The organism is Neorhizobium galegae (assembly GCF_017877055.1).
GTDB classification, from domain to species: domain Bacteria; phylum Pseudomonadota; class Alphaproteobacteria; order Rhizobiales; family Rhizobiaceae; genus Neorhizobium; species Neorhizobium galegae_D.
In genome coordinates, this window is sequence record NZ_JAGIPG010000002.1 from 564,248 (window position 1) to 586,275 (window position 22,028).

Annotated in this window: 19 protein-coding genes, 1 tRNA gene and 1 riboswitch; of the genes, 8 read left to right on the forward strand and 12 right to left on the reverse strand. The window is 60.7% G+C overall.

From position 1 onward, the window contains the following. Positions 1-126: 126 nt before the first annotated feature. The 3 genes from J2857_RS13095 (at position 127) to J2857_RS13105 (ending at position 3,497) form a co-directional block, all read left to right on the forward strand. Positions 127-1,323: an aspartate aminotransferase family protein gene (locus J2857_RS13095; RefSeq protein WP_210010595.1), complete on the forward strand. Its 1,197-nt coding sequence runs from the start codon at positions 127-129 to the stop codon at positions 1,321-1,323. Positions 1,324-1,376: 53 nt separating this feature from the next. Beyond that, complete coding sequence (gene argF / locus J2857_RS13100; RefSeq protein WP_210010596.1) at positions 1,377-2,294, forward strand: ornithine carbamoyltransferase; 918 nt, start codon at positions 1,377-1,379, stop codon at positions 2,292-2,294. Positions 2,295-2,507: 213 nt separating this feature from the next. Continuing rightward, a complete protein-coding gene (locus J2857_RS13105) occupies positions 2,508-3,497 on the forward strand; it encodes an Hsp33 family molecular chaperone (RefSeq protein WP_210010597.1) in 990 nt (329 codons plus the stop codon). Between the two features lie 38 nt (positions 3,498-3,535). Here the strand turns inward: J2857_RS13105 and J2857_RS13110 are convergent, their stop codons facing one another. The 3 genes from J2857_RS13110 to J2857_RS13120 all read right to left on the reverse strand — a co-directional run bounded on the left by J2857_RS13110 (position 3,536) and on the right by J2857_RS13120 (position 6,962). After that, complete coding sequence (locus J2857_RS13110) at positions 3,536-5,110, reverse strand: tannase/feruloyl esterase family alpha/beta hydrolase (RefSeq protein ID WP_210010598.1); 1,575 nt, start codon at positions 5,108-5,110, stop codon at positions 3,536-3,538. Between the two features lie 114 nt (positions 5,111-5,224). Then, positions 5,225-5,617: a Co2+/Mg2+ efflux protein ApaG gene (gene apaG, locus J2857_RS13115; protein ID WP_046603197.1), complete on the reverse strand. Its 393-nt coding sequence runs from the start codon at positions 5,615-5,617 to the stop codon at positions 5,225-5,227. A gap of 160 nt (positions 5,618-5,777) precedes the next feature. Further along, the gene (locus J2857_RS13120; RefSeq protein ID WP_210010599.1) at positions 5,778-6,962 is read right to left on the reverse strand and encodes an O-succinylhomoserine sulfhydrylase; all 1,185 of its coding nucleotides are present in this window, start codon (positions 6,960-6,962) and stop codon (positions 5,778-5,780) included. 44 nt (positions 6,963-7,006) lie between these two features. After that, positions 7,007-7,085: riboswitch (SAM riboswitch) on the reverse strand. Positions 7,086-7,157: 72 nt separating this feature from the next. On the opposite strand from J2857_RS13120, the gene J2857_RS13125 reads away from it, so the two are divergent. Continuing rightward, positions 7,158-8,252, forward strand: coding sequence for a 2'-deoxycytidine 5'-triphosphate deaminase (locus J2857_RS13125; RefSeq protein WP_210010600.1), 1,095 nt, complete (start codon positions 7,158-7,160; stop codon positions 8,250-8,252). Between the two features lie 53 nt (positions 8,253-8,305). Then, positions 8,306-8,379: transfer RNA gene (locus J2857_RS13130), tRNA-Gly, on the forward strand. A gap of 154 nt (positions 8,380-8,533) precedes the next feature. On the opposite strand, the gene J2857_RS13135 is transcribed toward J2857_RS13130, so the two are convergent. The 9 genes from J2857_RS13135 to J2857_RS13175 form a co-directional block, all read right to left on the reverse strand. Continuing rightward, the gene (locus tag J2857_RS13135; protein ID WP_210010601.1) at positions 8,534-10,264 is read right to left on the reverse strand and encodes an ABC transporter substrate-binding protein; all 1,731 of its coding nucleotides are present in this window, start codon (positions 10,262-10,264) and stop codon (positions 8,534-8,536) included. Between the two features lie 75 nt (positions 10,265-10,339). Then, positions 10,340-10,621 carry a DUF2160 domain-containing protein gene (locus tag J2857_RS13140; protein ID WP_046603202.1) on the reverse strand — a complete coding sequence of 94 codons (282 nt, stop codon included), beginning with the start codon at positions 10,619-10,621 and terminating at the stop codon, positions 10,340-10,342. A gap of 16 nt (positions 10,622-10,637) precedes the next feature. Next, positions 10,638-11,465 (reverse strand): carbohydrate ABC transporter permease, encoded by an 828-nt coding sequence (locus J2857_RS13145; protein WP_210010602.1) that lies wholly within the window; start codon positions 11,463-11,465, stop codon positions 10,638-10,640. 13 nt (positions 11,466-11,478) lie between these two features. Then, complete coding sequence (locus tag J2857_RS13150) at positions 11,479-12,345, reverse strand: carbohydrate ABC transporter permease (RefSeq protein WP_037087143.1); 867 nt, start codon at positions 12,343-12,345, stop codon at positions 11,479-11,481. A 2-nt stretch (positions 12,346-12,347) separates the two neighbouring features. Then, positions 12,348-13,418, reverse strand: a complete 1,071-nt coding sequence (locus J2857_RS13155) for an ABC transporter ATP-binding protein (RefSeq protein ID WP_210010603.1) — start codon at positions 13,416-13,418, stop codon at positions 12,348-12,350. Positions 13,419-13,429: 11 nt separating this feature from the next. Then, a complete protein-coding gene (locus J2857_RS13160; RefSeq protein WP_210010604.1) occupies positions 13,430-14,500 on the reverse strand; it encodes an ABC transporter ATP-binding protein in 1,071 nt (356 codons plus the stop codon). A gap of 40 nt (positions 14,501-14,540) precedes the next feature. Further along, positions 14,541-16,055, reverse strand: coding sequence for a glycerol-3-phosphate dehydrogenase (gene glpD, locus J2857_RS13165; protein ID WP_210011667.1), 1,515 nt, complete (start codon positions 16,053-16,055; stop codon positions 14,541-14,543). Between the two features lie 101 nt (positions 16,056-16,156). Further along, positions 16,157-16,939, reverse strand: a complete 783-nt coding sequence (locus J2857_RS13170) for a DeoR/GlpR family DNA-binding transcription regulator (protein WP_210010605.1) — start codon at positions 16,937-16,939, stop codon at positions 16,157-16,159. A gap of 103 nt (positions 16,940-17,042) precedes the next feature. Further along, positions 17,043-17,921 carry an aldo/keto reductase family oxidoreductase gene (locus J2857_RS13175; protein WP_210010606.1) on the reverse strand — a complete coding sequence of 293 codons (879 nt, stop codon included), beginning with the start codon at positions 17,919-17,921 and terminating at the stop codon, positions 17,043-17,045. A gap of 95 nt (positions 17,922-18,016) precedes the next feature. Here J2857_RS13175 and J2857_RS13180 point away from each other — a divergent pair, with 95 nt between their 5' ends. The 3 genes from J2857_RS13180 to J2857_RS13190 all read left to right on the forward strand — a co-directional run bounded on the left by J2857_RS13180 (position 18,017) and on the right by J2857_RS13190 (position 22,011). Beyond that, positions 18,017-18,922, forward strand: coding sequence for a LysR family transcriptional regulator (locus tag J2857_RS13180; RefSeq protein ID WP_210010607.1), 906 nt, complete (start codon positions 18,017-18,019; stop codon positions 18,920-18,922). Between the two features lie 125 nt (positions 18,923-19,047). Continuing rightward, a complete protein-coding gene (locus J2857_RS13185) occupies positions 19,048-19,623 on the forward strand; it encodes a cysteine hydrolase family protein (RefSeq protein ID WP_210010608.1) in 576 nt (191 codons plus the stop codon). Positions 19,624-19,887: 264 nt separating this feature from the next. Next, on the forward strand, positions 19,888-22,011 hold the full coding sequence (locus J2857_RS13190) for an EAL domain-containing protein (RefSeq protein WP_210011668.1): 2,124 nt from the start codon (positions 19,888-19,890) through the stop codon (positions 22,009-22,011). Positions 22,012-22,028: the final 17 nt, after the last annotated feature.

Below are 22,028 nucleotides of genomic sequence, written 5' to 3' on the forward strand. Positions count from 1 at the left end.
GCCGAGCTTTGTTGACATTGATGGCCTAAACCCCGATAGTGCCCCCGCCGCCCAGTGGGCGGCATTTTTGGTTTTTTCGGCCCGTTGCATGGGCCTTTTGTGACTGCCTAGAGGAGTGATGTCGCCATGGCTGAAGCCGCGCTTTTCGACACGTTTGCCCGGGCTCCGCTGCGTTTCGAGCGCGGCGAGGGCGTATGGCTTGTGACGGAAAGCGGGGAGCGATATCTCGATTTCGGCTCCGGCGTCGCCGTCAATTCGCTTGGCCACGGCCACCCGCACCTCGTCGGCGCGCTGAAGGCGCAGGCCGACAAGGTCTGGCATACGTCCAACCTTTTCGAACAGCCTGGCCAGGAGACGCTGTCGCGTCGTCTCGCCGACAATTCTTTCGCGGACAAGGTGTTCTTCACCAATTCCGGCGCCGAGGCCCTGGAATGCGCCATCAAGACGGCGCGCCGCTATCAGTTCGTGAAGGGGCATCCGGAGCGCTTTCATATCATTACCTTCGAAGGCGCCTTCCACGGCCGTACGCTGGCGACCATCGCCGCCGGCGGCCAGGCAAAGTATCTCGAAGGCTTCGGCCCGAAGGTCGAAGGCTTCGATCAGGTGCCGTTCTGCGACGTGGACGCTCTCAAGGCCGCAATCACCGATGCAACCGCGGCTATTCTGATCGAGCCGATCCAGGGGGAGGGAGGCGTCCGGCCGGTTCCGAAGGAATTCCTCCAGGCGCTGCGCCAGATTTGCGACGACAACGGTCTGTTGTTGATCTTCGACGAAGTCCAGACCGGCGTCGGCCGCTCCGGCAAGCTGTTCGCCTATGAATGGGCGGGTGTGGCGCCCGACATCATGGCGCTTGCCAAGGGCATCGGAGGCGGCTTCCCGCTCGGAGCCTGCCTTGCCACGGCGGAAGCCGCCTCCGGCATGACCGCTGGCACCCATGGCACGACCTACGGCGGCAATCCGCTCGCCACGGCGATCGGCAATGCCGTGCTCGACGTGATCCTGAGCGATGGCTTCCTGGAAAACGTCCGTAATGTCGCCTTGGTCTTGCGCCAGGGGCTTGCGAGCCTCAAGGACCGCTTCCCCAATGTCATCGAGGACATTCGTGGTGAAGGCCTGCTGCTCGGCGTGAAGGCGAAGGTGCCCGCGGGTGATCTGGTCGCTGCCATACGCGGCGAGCACATGCTGGCCATTCCGGCCGGCGACAACGTGGTGCGTCTCCTGCCACCGCTCACAGTCACAGCGGAGGAAGCCCGCGAAGGGCTTGCCCGCATCGAGAGGGCAGCGGAAAAGCTTTCCGCCTCCCAGATGAAGAAATCGGCCTGAGCGGGCAAAAGCGGGACGCCGTTGTAGGTTTCCCGCTTCACAGGGAACATCAAATGGCATCTCCCAAGCATTTTCTCGATCTTTCCGCTGTTTCTGCGGCTGATCTCAGGGCCATCCTCGACGACGCGAAGGTCCGCAAGCAGGCGACCAAGGCCGGTACGGCGGAAAAGCCGCTCGCCGGCAAGATGCTGGCGATGATTTTCGAAAAGCCCTCCACCCGCACCCGCGTATCCTTCGATGTCGGCATGCGCCAGCTCGGCGGCGAGACGCTCTTCCTGTCGGGTACCGAAATGCAGCTCGGCCGCGCCGAGACGATCGGCGATACGGCCAAGGTTCTGTCGCGTTATGTCGATGCCATCATGATCCGCACGACGGATCATGCGCGGATGCTGGAACTGGCCGAACATGCGACGGTGCCGGTCATCAACGCCCTGACCGACGACACGCATCCCTGTCAGATCATGGCCGATATCATGACCTTCGAGGAGCATCGTGGGCCGATCGCCGGCAAGACGGTCGCCTGGACCGGCGACGGCAACAACGTGCTGCATTCCTTCGTGGAAGGTGCCGCCCGTTTCGGCTACCGCATGAACATGGCGGTGCCGATGGGCTCGGAGCCCGCCGACAAGTTTCTCAACTGGGCGCGTAATAACGGCGGCAACATCATGCTTTGCCATGATGCCGAAAAGGCGGTTGCCGGCGCCGACTGCATCGTCACCGACACCTGGGTGTCGATGAACCAGGAGCACAAGGCACGCGGCCACAACGTCTTTCAGCCGTTCCAGGTCAATGCCGACCTGATGAAGCGTGCCGACAAGGATGCGCTGTTCATGCACTGCCTGCCGGCCCATCGCGGCGAGGAAGTCACCGACGAGGTGATCGACGGTCCGCAGTCGGTCGTCTTCGACGAGGCTGAAAACCGCCTGCACGCACAGAAGTCCATCCTCGCCTGGTGCTTCGGCGCCGTCTGAGTTCAACGTCCCGGATGGAAGGACGCGGAGAGCCTGCGGCGGCAATCAACCTTGATTTCCGCCCCGCAATCCCCCATTTGTCGGCTTTCAACAATACGCCGTCTTCTGGACTGGCGTTTCAACATACATCGTCGACGTCTTTTCCTCCGGCCAGCGGTTCCGCTCGGGCTGGCGCTTGTGTAAAGGTTTGGGTCGGCGCGAAGGAGTGAAATCATGGTGGAAGCGACTGTGGAACTCAACGAACTCGACTTTGCCGGAGACGATCGGGTCGTACCCTTCCAGGTGGACGGCCTCGACGTGCGTGGCCGTGCGGTCCAGCTCGGGCCGCTGCTCAACTCCATCCTCAGCCGTCACGAATATCCCGGCCCGGTCGCGCAGCTGCTTGCCGAGGCAATCGTGCTGACGGCCCTGCTTGGCACCTCGCTGAAATTCGATGGCAAGTTCACGGTGCAGACCAAGGGCGACGGCCCGGTCGATCTGCTGGTCGCGGACTTCTCGACGCCCGACAGTCTTCGTGCCTATGCCCGATATGACGAGGAAGCGCTGGCCGCGGCCGTGAAGGAAGGCAAAACCTCGCCGCCCGATCTCCTCGGGCGCGGAGTGCTTGCCTTCACCATCGACCAGGGCCGTGGCATGCAGCCGTATCAAGGGATCGTGCCGATGGACGGCTCATCCCTCGAGGAGATCGCCGGCGTCTATTTCCGTCAGTCCGAGCAGATCCCGACCAAGGTCCGCCTGGGCGTCGCCGAGCTCTTCGACCGCGATGCCGATGGCAAGCCGCGCCACAACTGGCGGGCGGGCGGGCTTGTCGCGCAGTTCCTGCCGCAGGCGCCCGAGCGCATGAGGCAGCCGGACCTGCATGGCGGCGATGGCGATGAGCGCGATTTCGAATTCGCCGAGGACGATTCCTGGGCCGAAGCCCGCACGCTGGTGGAAACGATCGACACCGACGAGCTGACGGACCCGCGGGTCGCGATCGAACGGCTGCTGTTTCGCTTGTTCCATGAGCGGGGCGTGCGGGTCTATGCGCCGCACACGGTGTTCGACCGCTGCAGCTGCTCGCGCGACAAGATCAAGGGCGTTCTCTCAGGCTTCTCCGCCGAGGAGATCGAGGCGAGCGAGGAAGACGGCGAGATCGCCGTCACCTGCGAATTCTGCTCTACCACCTATCGCTACAAGGCGGACGAATTCGCTGCAGCCTGATTATCGAACGACGGGAGCTTCCTCCCGCCGTTTTCACTTCAAGGCATCTTGCATTCGAAGTTCGCGCCATCCTTCAGATCGCCGCTGCCGGAATATCTGGCCGATTGAGGATAAGGGCAAAGCGGCCGCGTCATCACCGGCTTGCCTTCCTTGATCTGGCTCGCCCGGATCACCTCGGGTGCCTTGCCGTTCTCCACCCAGTCCATCAGCGGCGTGAAGGCGTCGAATACATCCGTGCCGTAGCCCGCAGTGCAGTGGAACATGCCGGGCACCATGAACAGGCGGTAAAATTCTGCCGTCCGCTCGGCGCCCATCTGCTTGCGGACGGCCTCGTAGTAGTTGACGCCCATCATCGGGTTGAGCGCCGGGTCGGACCAGCCGAAATAGGTGATCATCCGCCCGCCACGCTTTTGGAATTCGCTGAGATCGGGGTTGGTGGCGTCGACGATCTCACGGATCGCGCCGATCTTCGGATATTCGGCATCGAAGTCGAATGTCTTCCAGTCGATTGCCTTTCCCGAGGCGGGGAGCATCGCCATGTTCTTGACGAAGGTCTCGCCATAGGCCAGCTGCCGGCTCGGTCCCTGCTCGGATACCATCCACATGTCCCAGCCGCTCACACCGGTCGGATCGACACCCTCGGTGCCGAACTGTACGCCGGGGAAAATCGTCTCCCCCTTGATCTTCACGCCCCCTGCCAGCGTCTTCAGTGTTTCCGCCTGCGGCGGCGTGAAGCAGTCGGAACCGCCCGCCTCGCAGATCTTCAGGTCCTTTGCCGGATCGAAACTGCATTGCCGCGGATCGGCAATCAGCCCATCCTTGGCACCGTCGATCGCATCACATTTGTCCATCACCGCCTTGGCGAGCACCGGAAGCTGCGCCCGGCTGATCGGCGCCTTGAGCAGGGCTCGCGCATTCCAGACGCCCCAAATCTGGGTATTGGTGAGATCGAGGACTGGCGCGCCGGCGAGAATGCCGTCGAAATCGCCCGGATAACGCTGTGCCGCCATCAGGCCTTGGCGTCCGCCGGTCGAGCAGCCATCCCAGTAGGAGAAGGAGGGATGCCGGTCGTAATAGCGAGCGGCAATCGCCTTGGCCGTGTCGACCGTCACGTGCACTGCGCGTGAGCCGTAGTCGATCAGCAGGCCGAGATCTTCCGCGAAGTCTCCGAGCTTGTAGGTCATCGCGTCATGGCCGGTATTCTGCTGGACGGTGAGGAAACCTTTCGAAAGCGCCGCATTGCGGGTCGCTATCCTGGAGGCCGCGGCGAGGTCCTCGCCGGCATAGCCACCATTGCCGAACATGTAGAGTCGCCGGTTCCAGTTGTCCGGTAGGGTGATTTCGAAGCGAACCTGCGGGCGGATATAGCCGGTTACCTGGCAATGGCCCGGCACGTTCCCCACGCCTGCCACATGCTTGGCCTTCAGCGTCGTGACGTCCGCAAATGACTGGCTGTTCAGCATGCCGCAGGCGATCTGCGGCGAGACGGTGGCGGATGCGAAATCCGGCCTCTCCTTCTGGTCGATGAAACTGCTTTTGTTTTGTGCAAGGGCAGGTGTGAAGGCCGCAAGCGCCAGCAAGGCACAGGACACCAGCAGAATGGGTCTTGTCATCAAGTTCTCCTCCCAAAGACCGTTTGACAACGACAGGATGCCGCAGGAGGGAGGGGGCAACAAATAGAAAACCGACGCAACCCATAACCTGAAGGTTGTCGTCGTCGGCGCGGTCTAGTTGAGGACGCGCATCAGGCCGGGTGAATCCAGCGAAAAGGCCGGGATCGTCACCTCGAAGGTCTCGCCTTCATCGGTCTGCATGTCGTAGTGGCCGAACATCAGCCCCGATGGTGTGTCGAGCGGACAGCCCGAGGAATATTCATAGCTGTCGCCCGGCTTCAGCCGCGGCTGCTCGCCGACGACCCCCGGCCCATCCACCTCGTCGACAATGCCGTTCTGGTCGGTAATGTGCCAGTAGCGATGCACGAGCTGCACGGTGAGCGTCGAATGGTTCTCGATGACGATGCGATATCCCCAGACATAGCGGCTCTCTTCCGGATTGGATTGCTCCTCCAGATAGTAGGGTTCGACGGCGACATCGATATCTCTTGTCCGGGCGCGATACATGCGACACCTCAACAAATCTAACTGCTTCGATATTGTACAGGGGGAGCGCAACGTCAAGAATTCTCGCGGTTTGAACAACCGAGTGCGAGGATTTGTTGAAGTTAAGGATAATCGGGATGGTGAATTTCTTGCCTCCTCCACCATCCCGGAAAACCGAGACTTACATGCCCGCCTTGGAAAGCGCCTGAGCAAAATCCTCGATCAGGTCGTCGGTATCCTCGATACCGGCTGACAGGCGCACCGTGCCCGCCGAAATGCCAAGTTCGGCACGGGCCTCGTCCGTCAGGTTCTTGTGCGTCGTCGTCGCCGGATGGGTGATCAGGCTCTTGGCGTCGCCGAGATTGTTGGAAATCCGCACGATCTCTAGCGCGTTCTGCAGCTTGAAGGCCGCGTCCTTGCCGCCCTTCAGCTCGAAGCAGACGAGGGTCGAGCCGGCTTTCATCTGCCTGGCGATGATATCCGCCTGCGGATGGTCCTTGCGGCCCGGATATATGACCTTTGCGACCTGTTTCTGGTCGGCGAGGAAGTCGGCGATCCTCGAAGCACTTTCCGTCTGCTGCTTGACGCGCAGCGGCAGGGTTTCGATGCCCTTCAGCAGCGTCCAGGCATTGAACGGCGACATCGCCGGGCCTGTATGGCGGAAATAGTCGTGCAGGTTCTCGTCGATCCATGCCTTGTCGGACAGCACGACACCACCAAGGCAACGGCCCTGGCCGTCGATATGCTTGGTGGCCGAATAGACGACGATATGGGCGCCGAGCTCAAGCGGCTTTTGGAAGAGCGGGGTCGCAAACACGTTATCGACGACGACCTTGGCGCCGATCTGGTTGGCGAGCTTGGCTACGCCGGCGATATCCACCACCTCGAGCGTCGGGTTGGTCGGGCTTTCCAGGAAAAACACCTTGGTCTTCGGCGTGATCGCCTTCTCCCAATTCTCCAGGAAGCGGCCGTCGACCAGCGTGCATTCGATGCCGTATTTCGGAGCGAGCGTCTCGACCACCCAGCGGCAGGAACCGAACAATGCGCGGGCCGCGACGATATGGTCGCCGGCCTTCAGCTGGCAAAGGATCGCGGCGGTGACGGCGGCCATGCCCGAGGCGGTGGCGCGTGCATCTTCGGCGCCTTCCAGCATGCACATGCGCTTTTCGAACATGTCGTTGGTGGGGCTGCCGTAGCGGGCGTAGATGAAACCGTCGGTCTCGCCCTTGAAGCGGGCTTCGGCCGCTTCCGACGTGTCATAGACGAACCCTTGCGTCAGGAAGATCGCTTCCGAGGTTTCGCCATATTGCGAACGCAACGTGCCGCCGTGTACGAGCTGGGTTGCCGGGCGCCATTTGTTAGTCATGCGTGTTCCCCATTCAGAACAAAAAAACCGGTCGCATAAGCAGACCGGTTTCGCACCCGGTCTTTTTAGCCACTTATTTAACGTGGCTGCAAGCCGACCGGCCAAATCACCACGGGATAAGAGTGGCATAGCGCCGCGCCCCGCTTGCGTCAATGGCTCGTATTTGGTTTTGTCGCCTCGAAACTTGAGAGAGACATGATGGCTCGCGAAACAGGAATTCTGGCGGACCGCGCGATCGCGGCGCTTTTCGACAGTGGACGGCTGATCTCCGAGCGGGAGCTCGATCGCGATCAGGTGCAGCCGGCAAGCCTCGACCTGCGTCTGGGCGCCAAGGCTTTCCGTGTCCGCGCGAGCTTTATGCCTGGCCCGACGAGCCTGGTGGCCGACAAGCTCGACCGCCTGAAGCTGCACGTCATCGACCTCTCCGAGGGTGCCGTGCTGGAAACCGGCTGCGTCTATATCGTGCCCCTGATGGAACGGCTCGATCTGCCGGCCAACATGTCTGCCTCAGCCAATCCGAAAAGCTCCACCGGCCGGCTCGACATTTTTACCCGCGTCATCACCGATTATGCCCAGGAATTCGACAAGATCCCCGTCGGGTACTCCGGGCCTCTCTATCTTGAAATCTCGCCGCGTACTTTCCCGATCGTGGTGCGCCGCGGTTCACGCCTGTCGCAAATCCGTTTCCGGATCGGCAATGCGCTGCTCAGCGAGCCGGATCTCCTGCAGCTTCACAACGACGAAACCCTCGTGGCGTCCACCAGGCCGAATGTCTCGGGCGGCGGCATCGCCCTGTCGATCGATCTTTCCGGCGACAGCGTCGGTCTGATCGGCTATCGCGGCAAACACCACACGGCCGTCGTCGACGTGGACAAAAAGGCCCAGCACGACATCTTCGATTTCTGGGAACCGCTTTACAGCCGCGGCCGCAACGAACTGATCCTTGATCCGGACGAGTTCTACATCCTCGTATCGCGCGAGGCAGTGCACGTGCCGCCGCTCTATGCGGCCGAGATGACGCCCTTCGATCCGCTGGTCGGCGAATTCCGCGTCCATTATGCCGGCTTCTTCGATCCGGGCTTCGGCCATGAAGCGGCTGGCGGGCGTGGCAGCCGGGCCGTGCTCGAAGTGCGCAGCCACGAAGTACCGTTCATCCTCGAAGACGGCCAGATCGTCGGTCGCCTGGTCTACGAGCACATGATGGAAAAGCCGGAAGGCATCTACGGTTCCGGCCTCGGCTCCAACTACCAGGCGCAGGGCCTGAAGCTGTCGAAGCATTTTCGCGCCTGACGCCACCTCCGGCTTGACAGGCGCGGCCGTCTGTTGGAAGTCTGCTGACCGACGCGGGTGTAGCTCAATGGTAGAGCAGCAGCTTCCCAAGCTGAATACGAGGGTTCGATTCCCTTCACCCGCTCCAGCTTCCCTTCCTACGCCATAGGCGACATTCCTCAATCCCATTCATTTGGGGACAAATAAGCTGAGGTGTGCACTGTCTTGGCCTGGGGAGCGCTGGTGAACGCTGATTTTGCACTCGGTGGCCGCCGGGCGCGTTGAGCGCCCGGCGTACCGGTTTACTTCTTGGCGTCAGCCCAGCTCTTTACGAGCTCGTCGTAATTGACCGTGATGGGCTTTTCCTTCTCGTTGGCGATCTTGAGCTGGGGAGCGAGGTTGCCCTTGGCGACCGCGTCCTTGTTCCAGTATGCAAGATCGTGTTCCTCGGCGAGCGCCGGTCCCATGTCGCCCTGGACCTTGGCACGCTCCAGGCGCTGCAGGACCTTTTCCTGCTCTGAGCAAAGCGAGTCCATGGCGGCCTGAGCCGTCTTGGCACCCGAGGATGCATCGCCGATCGCCTGCCACCAGAGCTGCGCGAGCTTCGGATAGTCAGGCACGTTGGTGCCGGTCGGCGACCACTGGACGCGGGCCGGTGAACGATAGAACTCGATCAGGCCGCCGAGTTTCGGCGCGCGATCCGTGAAGCTCTTGTGCCGTATGGTGCTTTCGCGGATCAAGGTGAGGCCGACATGGCTCTTCTTGACGTCCACCGTCTTCGAGGTGACGAACTGGGCATAGAGCCAGGCCGCCTTGGCGCGGTTGGTGGGCGTGGACTTCATCAGCGTCCAGGAGCCGACGTCCTGATACCCGAGCTTCATGCCGTCCTTCCAGTAGACGCCGTGCGGAGACGGGGCGAAACGCCATTTCGGCGTCCCGTCCTGGTTCATGACAGGCAGGCCGGGCTTCACCATGTCGGCGGTGAAAGCCGTGTACATGAACATCTGCTGGGCAATCTCGCCCTGAGCCGGCACCGGTCCGGATTCCGAGAAGGTCATGCCCTGGGCGGCGGCCGGCGCGTAGGCCTTCATCCAGTCGAGATATTTCTGGATGGAGTAGACGGCTGCCGGGCCGTTGGTATCGCCGCCGCGTGCTACGCAGGAGCCGACCGGACGAGATTTCTCGTCGACCTTGATACCCCATTCGTCGACCGGCAGGCCGTTCGGCAGGCCCTTGTCGCCGTTGCCGGCCATGGACAGCCACGCATCGGTGAAGCGCCAGCCGAGCGACGGGTCCTTCTTGCCGTAGTCCATGTGACCATAGACCTTCTTACCGCCCACGTCGCGGCCGGTGAAGAACTCGGCAATATCCTCATAGGCCGACCAGTTGACCGGCACGCCGAGCTCGTAGCCATACTTGGCCTTGAAGTCGGCCTTGTTCTTGGCGTCGTTGAACCAGTCGTAACGGAACCAGTAGAGGTTGGCGAACTGCTGGTCCGGTAGCTGATAGAGCTTCTTGTCCGGTGCCGTCGTGAACTTCAGGCCGATGAAGTCCTGAAGATCGAGGCCGGGATTGGTGACATCCTTGCCTTCGCCGGCCATCCAGTCGGTGAGCGAGCGGGCTTGCTGGTAACGCCAATGGGTGCCGATCAGGTCGGAATCGTTGACATAGCCGTCATAGATATTTTCGCCCGATTGCATCTGGGTCTGCAGTTTTTCGACGACATCGCCTTCGCCGATCAGGTCATGGGTGACCTTGATGCCGGTGATTGCGGTGAAAGCCGGCGCCAGGACCTTCGATTCGTATTCATGCGTGGTGATCGTTTCGGAGACGACCTTGATATCGAGGCCGGCAAGCGGTTTTGCCGCATCGATGAACCATTGCATCTCCTTTTCCTGCTCGGCACGGGAAAGCGTCGAGAGTTCGCCGACTTCCTTGTCCAGGAATTGCTTTGCCTCATCCATGCCGGCATAGGCGGAACCGGTCAGAGCCAGCAGCACTGCTGCCGTCGTTGTCATAAGATGCCGTCGCATTTTATCCTCCCAGAGTTTTGCGATTGCCATTTCGTACCGAGTGGCGGTTCTCCCGCCACCTTTTCAGCTTGCCTTTCAGACGAAGCGGAAGACGCCGATTGCGTAGACCACTGCCAGGGCAAGAGCCCACCACAGGTTGGGGCCGATAAGCCCCAGCCATGCGAGATGAATGAATGCCGCGCCGAGCAGCGAGATGAAGAGCCGATCTCCCCGCGTCGTCTCGAAGCGCAGGATGCCGACCCTGGGCGAACCGCCCGGCGCGAAATATTCCCAGATGCTCATGCCGATGAGCAGGGCGAGGATCGTCAGAAAGAACAGGGCCGTCGGCAGTGTCCAGGCCATCCATGAAAAGCTCATGCGTGGTTCCTCCTTGTCAGACCCGGCCGAGGGCAAAGCCCTTGGCGATGTAGTTTCGAACGAAATAGATGACGAGTGCGCCGGGAACGATGGTCAGCACGCCGGCGGCTGCCAGCACGCCCCAGTCCATGCCTGAGGCCGAAACGGTGCGCGTCATGATGGCGGAAATGGGCTTGGCGGCCGTGGTCGTCAGCGTACGGGCGAGCAGCAGTTCCACCCAGGAAAACATGAAGCAGAAGAAGGCGGCGACTCCGATGCCCGAGGCGATCAGTGGCATGAAGATCTTCACGAAGAACCGCGGGAACGAGTAGCCGTCGATATAGGCGGTCTCGTCGATTTCCTTCGGTACGCCCGACATGAAGCCTTCCAGGATCCAGACGGCAAGCGGCACGTTGAACAGGCAATGGGCGAGGGCGACCGCGATATGCGTGTCGATCAGACCGAAGGCGGAGTAGAGCTGGAAGAAGGGCAGGGCGAAGACGGCGGGCGGCGCCATCCGGTTGGTGAGCAGCCAGAAGAACAGATGCTTGTCGCCAAGGAACCGATAGCGCGAAAAGGCATAGGCAGCCGGCAATGCCGCCAGAACCGAAATCAAGGTGTTCAGCACCACATAGATAATGGAATTGATATAGCCGTTGTACCAGGAAGGGTCCGTGAAGATCACCATGTAGTTCCTGAACGTCGGGTTCTGCGGCCAGAGCGAGAACGCTCCGGTGATCTCGGAATTCTCCTTGAAGCTCATGTTGACGAGCCAGTAGATCGGCAGCAGCAAGAAGATGATGTAGACCGTCGAGACCACCCAGGAGAAATTGCCTGCAGGCTTGTATTTGATTGCGCGCGCCATTGTCTTCTCCCCCTCAATTGTCCGCATCGCTGCTGGTCATCACGGTGTAGAAGATCCATGACAGCAGCAGGATGATCAGGAAGTAGACGATCGACATGGCGGCGGCAGGACCGAGGTCGAACTGGCCGACCGCCGTCTTGACGAGGTCGATCGAAAGGAAGGTCGTGGAGTTCCCCGGCCCCCCGCCCGTGACCACGAACGGCTCCGTATAGATCATGAAGCTGTCCATGAAGCGCAAGAGGACGGCGATCAGCAGCACCCGCTTCATCTTCGGCAGCTGGATGTAGCGGAACACCGACCACCTTGATGCCCCATCGATCTTGGCCGCCTGGTAATAGGCGTCCGGAATGGAGACGAGACCGGCGTAGCACAACAGCACGACGAGGCTCGTCCAGTGCCACACATCCATGACGACGACGGTGATCCAGGCGTCCAGAGGATCGCGCACATAATTGTAGTCGATGCCGAGCGCCGCCAGCGTATGGCCAAGCAGGCCGATATCGACCCGTCCGAAAACCTGCCAGATCGTGCCGACGACATTCCACGGGATAAGAAGCGGAAGGGCCATCAGCACCAGGCAGACCGGCACGCCGATGCCCTTCTTCGGCATGTTCAGCGCGATGAAGATGCCGAGCGGAATCTCGAGCGCAAGGATGATGAAGGAGAAAAGCAGATTGCGCTGGAGAGCTTCCCAGAAGCGGGCAGAATGCAGGATATCGTCGAACCAGTCGGTGCCGGCCCAGAAGAAAGCGTTGTTGCCGAACGTATCCTGGACCGAATAGTTCACCACGGTCATCAGCGGAATGGCCGCCGAGAAGGCGACGAGCAGGAGCACGGGAAGCACCAGAAACCAGGCTTTGTTGTTCCACGTCTTTTCCATGTTCAGGCCTCCCTGCCGACGCGCCACGAATTGGCATAGATATTCAGCGCGCCGGGATCGAACGTGACGCGGGGCTCTGTCGGGAATTCGATATCCTCAGAAGCGACGATCGCGATCGGCTGTCCCGCGAGGTTGGCGCGAACGATCTTCCGCCGGCCGATATCCTCGACACGCGTCACCGTCACCGGCATGCCTTCGCGGCCGATGCGGATGAATTCCGGTCGGATGCCGAGCTCGACCTTGTCTCCCGCGGCAATCTTTGGTGCATGGTCGAGGGCGATCGCCTCGCTCCCGAGCGTGATCGTGCTGCCATGAACCTCGGCGGGCATCACGTTCATGCCGGGTGAGCCGATGAAATAGCCGACGAACGTATGGCTCGGTCTCTCGAAGAGCTCCGCCGGCGTTCCGATCTGAACGATCTGCCCGTCGTACATGACGACCACCTTGTCGGCGAAGGTGAGCGCCTCCGTCTGGTCATGGGTGACATAGACCATGGTAAAGCCGAACTGCTTGTGAAAGCGCTTGAGCTGGGAGCGGAGCACCCACTTCATATGCGGATCGATGACCGTCAGCGGCTCATCGAAAAGGATCGCGTTGACATCGTTGCGGACGAGACCTCTCCCGAGCGAGATCTTCTGCTTCTGGTCGGCAGTCAGCCGCTGGGCCTTGCGGTTCGACCAGTCGGAGAGGTCGATGATTTCCAGCATCTCGCGGACGCGACGATCGACGTCCGGTTCCGCGATGCCTCTGTTGCGCAGGGGGAATGCCAGGTTGTCGTAGACCGTCATCGTGTCATAGATGACCGGGAACTGGAAAACCTGGGCTATGTTGCGTTCCTGCGTGGAAAGATTGGTGACGTCGTTTCCATCGAAGAGAATGCGTCCGTGGGACGGTTGCAGCAGGCCGGAAATGATGTTCAGCAAGGTCGTCTTGCCGCAGCCGGAAGGCCCGAGCAGGGCATAGGCGCCGCCATCGGCCCATTCGTGGTCCACCTCGCGCAGCGCATAGGCCGCGTCGGATTTCGGGTTGGGGCCGTAGGCGTGGCGGATGTGATCGAGCGTGATGCGTGCCATGTCCGCCTCCTTCAAGCCGCCGCCGCGATGGCGCGGCCGTCTGTTCCGAAAGCCATCAGATGACGGGTATCCAGGAACAGTTCGATTTCCGTATCCGGATCGATTTCGTGGATGCCGGGTGCCAGCATGACCCAGCGTACGCCGTCGTAGTGCATATGCACGAAGCTTTCCGAGCCCGTAATCTCCGAAATCTGCGTCTGGGCCTTGAGCTTCGCTGCATTGCCTGTCTGTGCCGTGAGCCCCAGGTGATGGGGGTGAAAGGCAATGGTCACCGGACCGTCCGGCACGCCGGACAGATGCGGTGGCACCGCGAGACTGTCTGCTTCCTGATATCGGAACGAGCCGCCGGACTTGACCACATTGATGAAGTTGAGCGGCGGGTCGGCAAATGTCTTGGCCGTCACCAGGTCCGCCGGGCGACGGTAGACCTCGATCGTCGGCCCGAATTGCGTGATCCGTCCTTCCGAGAGCGTTGCCGTATTGCCGCCGAGCAGCAAGGCTTCGGATGGTTCGGTCGTCGCATAAACGAAGATGGCGCCGGATTGCGCGAAGATCTTCGGCAGTTCCTCGCGCAGTTCCTCGCGAAGCTTGTAGTCGAGATTGGCCAGCGGCTCGTCCATCAGCACCAGGCTCGCATTCTTGACGAGTGCGCGGGCGAGCGCCGTACGCTGCTGCTGCCCGCCGGAAAGGTTGAGAGGTGTCCGATCGAGATAGGGGGTCAACCTCAGCAATTCCGCAGCGCGACGGACTTCCCGGTCGATGGTCGCCGCATCCTTGCCGGCGATCCGCATCGGCGAGGCGATGTTTTCATAGACGGTCAGAGCCGGATAATTGATGAACTGCTGGTAGACCATCGCGACATTGCGTTTTTGCACCGCAACGCCGGTGACGTCGGCGCCATCGAAATAGACCGAGCCGCTGGTGGGACGGTCGAGCCCGGCCATCAATCGCATGAGCGACGTCTTGCCCGAGAGCGTCGGGCCTAACAGAACATTCAGCGTGCCGCGATCCAGTGCAAGATTGGTCGGATGAATATGGTATTCACCCCCCACCATCTTGGCGACGTTGCGCATTTCCAGCATTCGGGTTCCCGTGCCTCCTCACACTGGGAACACATGCCGCTTATCCGGCCATTTTTGCCGGTATAGCGGCCATGTACTCCTCCAGATATTGTTTTTCCGGTTCACTCAACCGCAGACCGTCCTTGGTTCTCCGCCAGAGCACATCCTCCGCGCTCATGGCCCATTCACGGTCGACAAGATATTTCACTTCAGCCTCGTAGAGATCTCCCCCGAAGTGGTGACCGAGATCCTGCATTCTGGTCGCGTTGCCGAGGATCGCCGCCGCGCGGGTTCCGTACCGGCGCACCAGGCGCCGCGCCTGCCTTTCTTCAAGAAACGGATAGCGGGCCTTGAGCTTTGCCACTTCATCCTCGTAACCCTGCGCGGCAAAATCGCCGCCGGGCAGATGGCTTTTCGCCGTCCAGGAATGTCCCTTTGCCCCGATCGCTTCGCCGATTTTCTCCAGCGCATGTTCAGAAAGTCGGCGATAGGTGGTCAGCTTGCCGCCGAAGACGTTGAGCAGAGGCGCGCCATGAGTGACATCGACCTTCAGCACATAATCGCGGGTTGCTTCCTGCGCCTTTGAAGCGCCGTCGTCAAAAAGCGGCCGAACGGCCGAATAGGTCCAGACGATGTCGGCCGGTCGCACCGGCTCCCGAAAATACTCACTCGCCGCATCGCAGAGATACGTCGTCTCCTCGTCGGAGATTTTCACATCCCTTGGGTTGCCGGAATAATCCCGGTCGGTCGTGCCGATAAGGGTGAAATCGTTCTCGTAAGGGATCGCGAAAATAATGCGATTGTCCCGGTTCTGAAAGAAATAGGCCCGGGATCCCTCGAACTTCTTTTTCACGACGATATGGCTGCCCTGGACAAGGCGCACATGGCGGGCGTCATTGTTGCCGAGCGCCTCGCGGATCACCTGATCCACCCAGGGGCCAGCGGCATTCACCAGCATGCGGGCCTGATAAGTCTCGGTCCCGCCGGTGCGGGCATCGAGCGTACCAATCGTCCACAGACCATTCTCCTGACGGGCGGAAACAACCCGGGTGCGCGGCAGAATCAAAGCGCCGCGATCGGCGGCATCCCGGGCGTTCAGCACGACCATGCGGGCGTCGTCCACCCAGCCGTCGGAATATTCGAATGCCTTGGTAAAAAGCGGCTTCAGAGGCTTCCCGGCCGGGTCGGTGCGCATGTCGAGCACCGCGGTCGGCGGCAACAGCTTTCGGCCACCGAGATGATCGTAGAGAAACAGGCCGAGGCGGATCAGCCATGCCGGGCGAACCCCGCCCTTGTGGTAGGGCAGGACGAAACGCAGCGGCCAGATGATGTGCGGCGCCATCGCCCAGAGCGTCTCGCGCTCCATCAGAGATTCCCGCACGAGCCTGAATTCGTAATGTTCGAGATAGCGCAGGCCGCCGTGGATGAGTTTGGTGGCGCCCGAGGAGGTGCCGGAGGCAAAATCATCCATCTCCGCCAGCGCGACCGAATAGCCCCGTCCGGCTGCATCGCGTGCAATGCCGCAGCCGTTGATGCCGCCGCCGATCACGAAGATATCGTGGATTTTTTGACCCATCATTTCCCTCGCTGATCCGAAACGGCAGCAAGCCTCTAGGCATTATGAACTTAAAATGGATTAAATCGAAAATATTCCGAATGTCAAACGAAACTGAAGGGCTAATGAACTTCAGCATTCATCTTCGAGGTTTCCACCAGCGCAACGCCGTTCTGCAGGCAGATTTCCCGGATCGAAGGAGAGGCGCAGTGATCGGTGATAAAGGTTTGAACCTGCGAGATCTGGCCGATACGCACGGGAGCGGTGCGCTCGAATTTTGTCGAGTCGGCAACCAGGATCACGTGCCTGGCATTGGCGATGATCGCCTGGGCAACTTTCACTTCGCGAAAATCATAATCGAGAAGAGCTCCATCCGGGTCGATCGCCGAAACGCCGATGATCGCGTAGTCGACCTTGAATTGGCGGATGAAATCGACTGCGGCTTCACCGACAATTCCTCCGTCCGACTGACGAACGACGCCGCCGGCGATGACGACCTCGATCTCGTCGAGAAGACGCAACCTGTTGGCAACGTTTATATTATTGGTAATCACCATGAGTTCGCGGTGATTGACCAGCGCCTCGCTGACAGCTTCGGTGGTGGTGCCGATGTTGATGAGGAGTGAGGCGTTGTCCGGGATGAGGTTGGCAGCGGCGACGCCGATCGCCTGTTTTTCCGCGGCGGCGATCTGCCGGCGTGCGTCATATCGGACATTCTCGTTGCTGCGGGGAAGAGTGGCGCCGCCATGGATCCGCGTGAGGATTTGCTTGTCGCACAGATCATTCAGATCTTTGCGGATCGTTTGCGAAGTTACCGAGAACTTTGCCGCCAGGTCGTCGACGAGCACTCGTCCCGCCGACTTCGCAAGTTCGACAATCTTCGCCTGGCGGTCCGTGATGAACACTTCACCTCTCCGTTCGCTTTTCTTTCACTTTTAGCGAAAGCGCGCGTAAAGGCAAATGCCGTGCGTTGATTTTTCGACGCACGGTGGGAGCATCCCGGAATGTTCAGGCGGAGCGGATGCCGGCGACACTCTCCAGCTCGGCCATCATGGTGTCCGACAACTGCAGTTCCGCCGCGGCGAGGTTTTCACGCAGGTGGCCCACGGATGACGTTCCCGGAATGAGAAGAATGTTCGGTGCGCGACGCAGCAGCCAGGCGAGTGCGACCTGCATCGGCGTCGCATCCAGGCGCTGGGCAACGTCCGACAGGATCGACGATTGCAGCGGGCTGAAGCCGCCGAGCGGGAAAAACGGCACATAGGCGATGCCATCACGAGCGAGATCGTCGATCATGGCATCGTCTTGCCGGTGAGCGAGATTGTACTGGTTCTGCACGCAGACGATCTTGGCGATGCCCTGACCCTCGGTTACCTGTGCCGGCGTGACGTTGCTGAGCCCGATGTGGCGGACGAGGCCCTTGCGCTGCAGCTCCGCCAGAACCGTCAGGGGCTCTTCGATCGAGCCTTCGACCGGGCCGTGGACATCGAACATGATACGCAGATTGACGACGTCCATGGCGTCGAGACCGAGATTGCGCAGGTTGTCGTGCACAGCCTGTGTCAGCTGCTCGGCGGAGAACGCCGGGTTCCATGAACCGTCGGTCCCGCGCATGGCGCCGATCTTGGTCACGATCACCAGATCGTCAGGGTACGGATGAAGCGCGTCGCGGATGATCTGGTTGGTCACATGCGGACCATAAAAATCGCTGGTGTCTATATGATCGACCCCAGCCGCGACCGCCTCGCGCAATACCGCCACCGCTGCATCGCGATCTTTCGGTGGGCCAAAGACACCCTTGCCCGCAAGCTGCATGGCCCCATAGCCGAGCCGTTTCACGTTGCGGTCGCCGAGGGTAAATGTGCCTGCCCGGTCTATATTCGACATGGGATCTCTCCTTTTCAAGACGACATAGACATAGACCTTGAGAGCTCGCACGAAAATCCGGTACAATCGGCACAGGCCGTACGGAATTTCGAACGATGAAAATCGACCTAGGTGATCTGAATGCTTTTGTGGCAGTGGCGCGCGCAGGTGGGTTTCGCGAGGGCGCGCGGGCCTCTGGCAGCAGCGCATCGGGATTGAGCGAGGCGGTGCGGCGTGTTGAGGCGCAACTCGGGGTCAGGCTCCTCAATCGCACCACGCGCAGCGTGGTGCCGACGGAGGCGGGCGCCGGCCTGCTGGCTCGGTTGACCCCTGCGCTCACCGAGGTCGACGCGGCCCTCGACGTGGTCAACAGGTTTCGCGACAAACCTGCGGGCGTTCTTCGTCTCAATGTACCGGTCAGCGCCGCGCGGCTGGTGCTCCCGGCGATCATCCCGCGGTTCCTCGCAGCCTATCCCGACATACGGCTCGAAATCGTCGCCGATGACAGCTTCGTCGACGTGCTGGCTGCCGGATGCGACGCCGGCATCCGCTATGATGAGCGGCTGGAGCAGGACATGATCGCGGTTCCCATCGGTCCGCGCCTGCAGCGCTTTGCGGCCGCGGCATCCCCCGCATACCTCGATCGCCATGGCCGCCCCGATCATCCGCGCGACCTGCTCGGCCACGCCTGCATTCGCGGGCGTTTCACAAGCGGCGCGATGATGCTCTGGGAATTCGAACGGGACGGCGAGGTGGTGCGGATCGATCCGACGGGGCCGCTGATCGTACAGATAGGCGCAGCAACCGATCTTGCCGTCGAGGCGGCGATTGCCGGCACCGGCATCATGTTGCTGTTCGAGGACTGGTTGCGGCCCCATCTTGACAATGGCTCTCTCGAACCTGTGCTCGAGCCGTGGTGGCTGCAATTTTCCGGCCCATTTCTCTATTATCCCGGCCGACGGCTCGTACCGGCGTCGCTGCGGGCTTTCATCGATTTCGTCAAGGCGTCCAACCAGTCGTGAGAGCGTGACGCCGCCGTTGTGTTCGGTCGACGGGCGTGGCCGCATGTCGGATGCATTTGCCTCCTGTCGGTCTCGGCCGGAACCACGTCCCCAATGAGGCGTTCAGGGGGAGCGTGGAGCATGAAATGGCTGGCAATTGGATTCATCTTTGCATCGACATGCAGCGGATCTTCGCGGAAGACACTCCTTGGCACGTCCCCTGGATGCGTGAAGTATCGCCATCGATCGAGGAGCTCTCCGGCCGCCATCCTGAGAAGACGATCTTTACGAGGTTCGTCACGCCGTCTCGGCCCGAAGCGATGAAGGGGATGTGGCGGGTTTATTATGAAAAGTGGCGGATGATGACGCGCGAGTATCTCGATCCAGGCCTTGTCGATCTGATCCCTTCATTGGAAGCCCTTGTCCCTCCTGCCCGCATATTCGACAAGATGACGTATTCTCCCTGGGTGAGCGGAAGGCTGCATGGAATGCTCTTGAAGGAGGGCATCGGAACCGTGGTCCTTACCGGTGGTGAGACCGACGTCTGCGTCCTGTCCGCAGCGCTTGGCGCCATCGATCTTGGATACCGTGTGATCGTGCTGAGGGATGCCGTCTGCAGCGGAGCCGATGATACGCATGACGCGTCGCTCGAACTTCTGGGAGACCGCTTCTCGGTTCAGCTCCATCTCGCAACCACCGAAGAATTCCTGCGAGAGCTCTAGAAAGCCCGTCCGCTCGGCGGAAGTATCGGCCTGCCCGATTTCCGAGCCAAAAGCCCGGTTTAACGCTGCGAAATAACGCACTCTGCACGGCCCCGCTCCATTTTGCCGCTCCGGGTTTCGAGGTCCCTGCCGGCATATTAACGCGTCGTTGACTACGTGCTTTAGTGATTTTTAATATGCGCACATGCTAGTGGATGCGAGCAGCGCAATGCGGACATGACGTCTTCTGCAGCCTTGGGCAAAACAATAACGCTGGGATCTGTCATGCTCGCACGCCGACCGAAGGAGAGCCGTGAAGGCTACTCCGTTTTCATCGCTACTTCGCTGCTCCTTCTTGTTGCAATGATCCTGGGGGGGATAGGTGCTCATGTGGTCGACCGCATGCGCAGTTCCGCCAACGCGCTCGACGACAACAGAGCCATTCTGGCAGCAGAGGCGGCTGTCTCCTCGTTCAAGGAAAAACTTGCCGCAACCGTGCGGGACAATGCCGTTTGGGATGACGCCTACAAGGCGATAACCCAAGGGGATCGCGAGGGGTGGGTCTATGAGAATTGGGGCAAGACCAGCGCGGACTACGCTCTCTATGACGGGATAGTGCTGACGGCGCCGGCAGGCGGCAAGGGCACCGCCTATCTCAAGGCCGATATAATAGACCCGACCGAATATCTAGGCACAAAATTTCCTGGGCAAACGGAAGCCGTCGCTCGGCCTGGCATCGACCCGATCGTCAACTTTTTCAGAAACGGCGACGATATCATTGCGGTGGCGTCGGAAGCGGTCCAGCCGTTTGGTGCACAGGTAGAGGATCCAACCTACTATGTCCTCAGCCTCTTCAAGACTCTGACTTCTGAAGTCGTGGCCCAAATAGCCAAAGAACATCAGCTCCCGGAGCTCCACATAACCGACCGTCCGGCAGGCAACCTTCTGAATTCGCCGCTCATGGATGTGGATGGAATTGAAATCGCACGTTTGGCTTGGCCAAGTGCCGCTCCAGGAAACACGATTTTTGAGGAGGCGCGCCCCTTTATTGCCGCGGCAGTCGCTATCCTTGGCGTTTATCTTGTTGGTGTCCTGTTTGCAGGCTGGTCGGAAATGCGTCGCTTGAAGAGCTTGGCGGATCGCGCCCAACATGAAGCCACGCACGACAGCCTCAGCGGTCTCTTGAACAGGCTCGGCCTGATCGAGGGACTGGACCGGTTGATGCAGGCCGACAAAAGCCAGGTACTGGTTTTGCATCTGATCGATCTCGACGGCTTCAAGGCAGTCAACGATGCCTGGGGGCATGCGATTGGAGATCAGCTGATCAGGCTGGTGGCGGAAGCTCTGCGCGACATCCATGGAGGCGTATTCGGTGTCGCCCGGCTGGGCGGTGATGAATTCGCTCTGGTTCAGCGCGGCTCCGCGAACCTCGCCGAATTTGACAATCAAGTTCTCGAACGTCTCAAAAGGCCGTTTCTCATCGAAGGCCGCACGATCGAAATTGGCGCAAGCATTGGCGTTGCCTCCCGTGACGACGCAGGGAATGCGCACGAACTTCTTCGCCGGGCGGATATGGCCCTTTATGAAGCGAAGGAAATGGGCAGGGGATGCGCCGTTACCTATCATCCGGATCTTGACCGCCAGCGCGAGAAGATCGCGGGTTTGGAAGGCGATCTTCGGCGCGCTCTCCAGAATGACGAGATCCAGCCTGTCTTCCAGCCACTGGCTTCGGCGGCTTCGGGCGAGATCACGGGCGTGGAGGCGCTGGCAAGGTGGAGACGCGCCGAAGCAGCGATCGGTCCGGATGCATTCATACCTCTGGCGGAAAGGTGTGGATTGATCGATATCCTGGGCCTCCAGATGCTCCGGAAGTCTATCGTGGCGTCCCGGGCATGGTCTCCGCTCTCCTTGTCGGTCAATGTTTCTCCGATCCAGCTTTGTAACCCCAACTTCGCCGGGGATGTGCTCGCTGTTCTGAAAGAGGAAGGGTTTGATCCTTCGCGACTGACACTCGAGATCACCGAAGCGGTGCTGATGTCGAACCCTGAGCAGGCACGACGCTCCATCACCGCCCTGAAATCGGCAGGCATCCGTTTTGCTCTTGATGATTTTGGCGCCGGTTATGCCAGTATCGGCACGCTTCGTGAGTTCGGCTTCGACCGGATGAAGATCGATCGCTCCCTGGTTCAAGCCATAAATGACGGCAGCACCGGCCGGAACGTCCTGACGGCCACGATCTCGTTGGCTCAGGCCCTCGGAATCCCGGTCACCGCCGAAGGCATCGAATCCGCCGATCAAGCGGACCTGCTTCGAATTGCCGGCTGCGATCAGCTGCAAGGCTACCTGGTGGGCAAGCCAATGGGGCGAGACGAGCTTGCATCCTGGCTGACTTCATCGATTGCCGCGTGAGGGTTCTTCCTGTGACA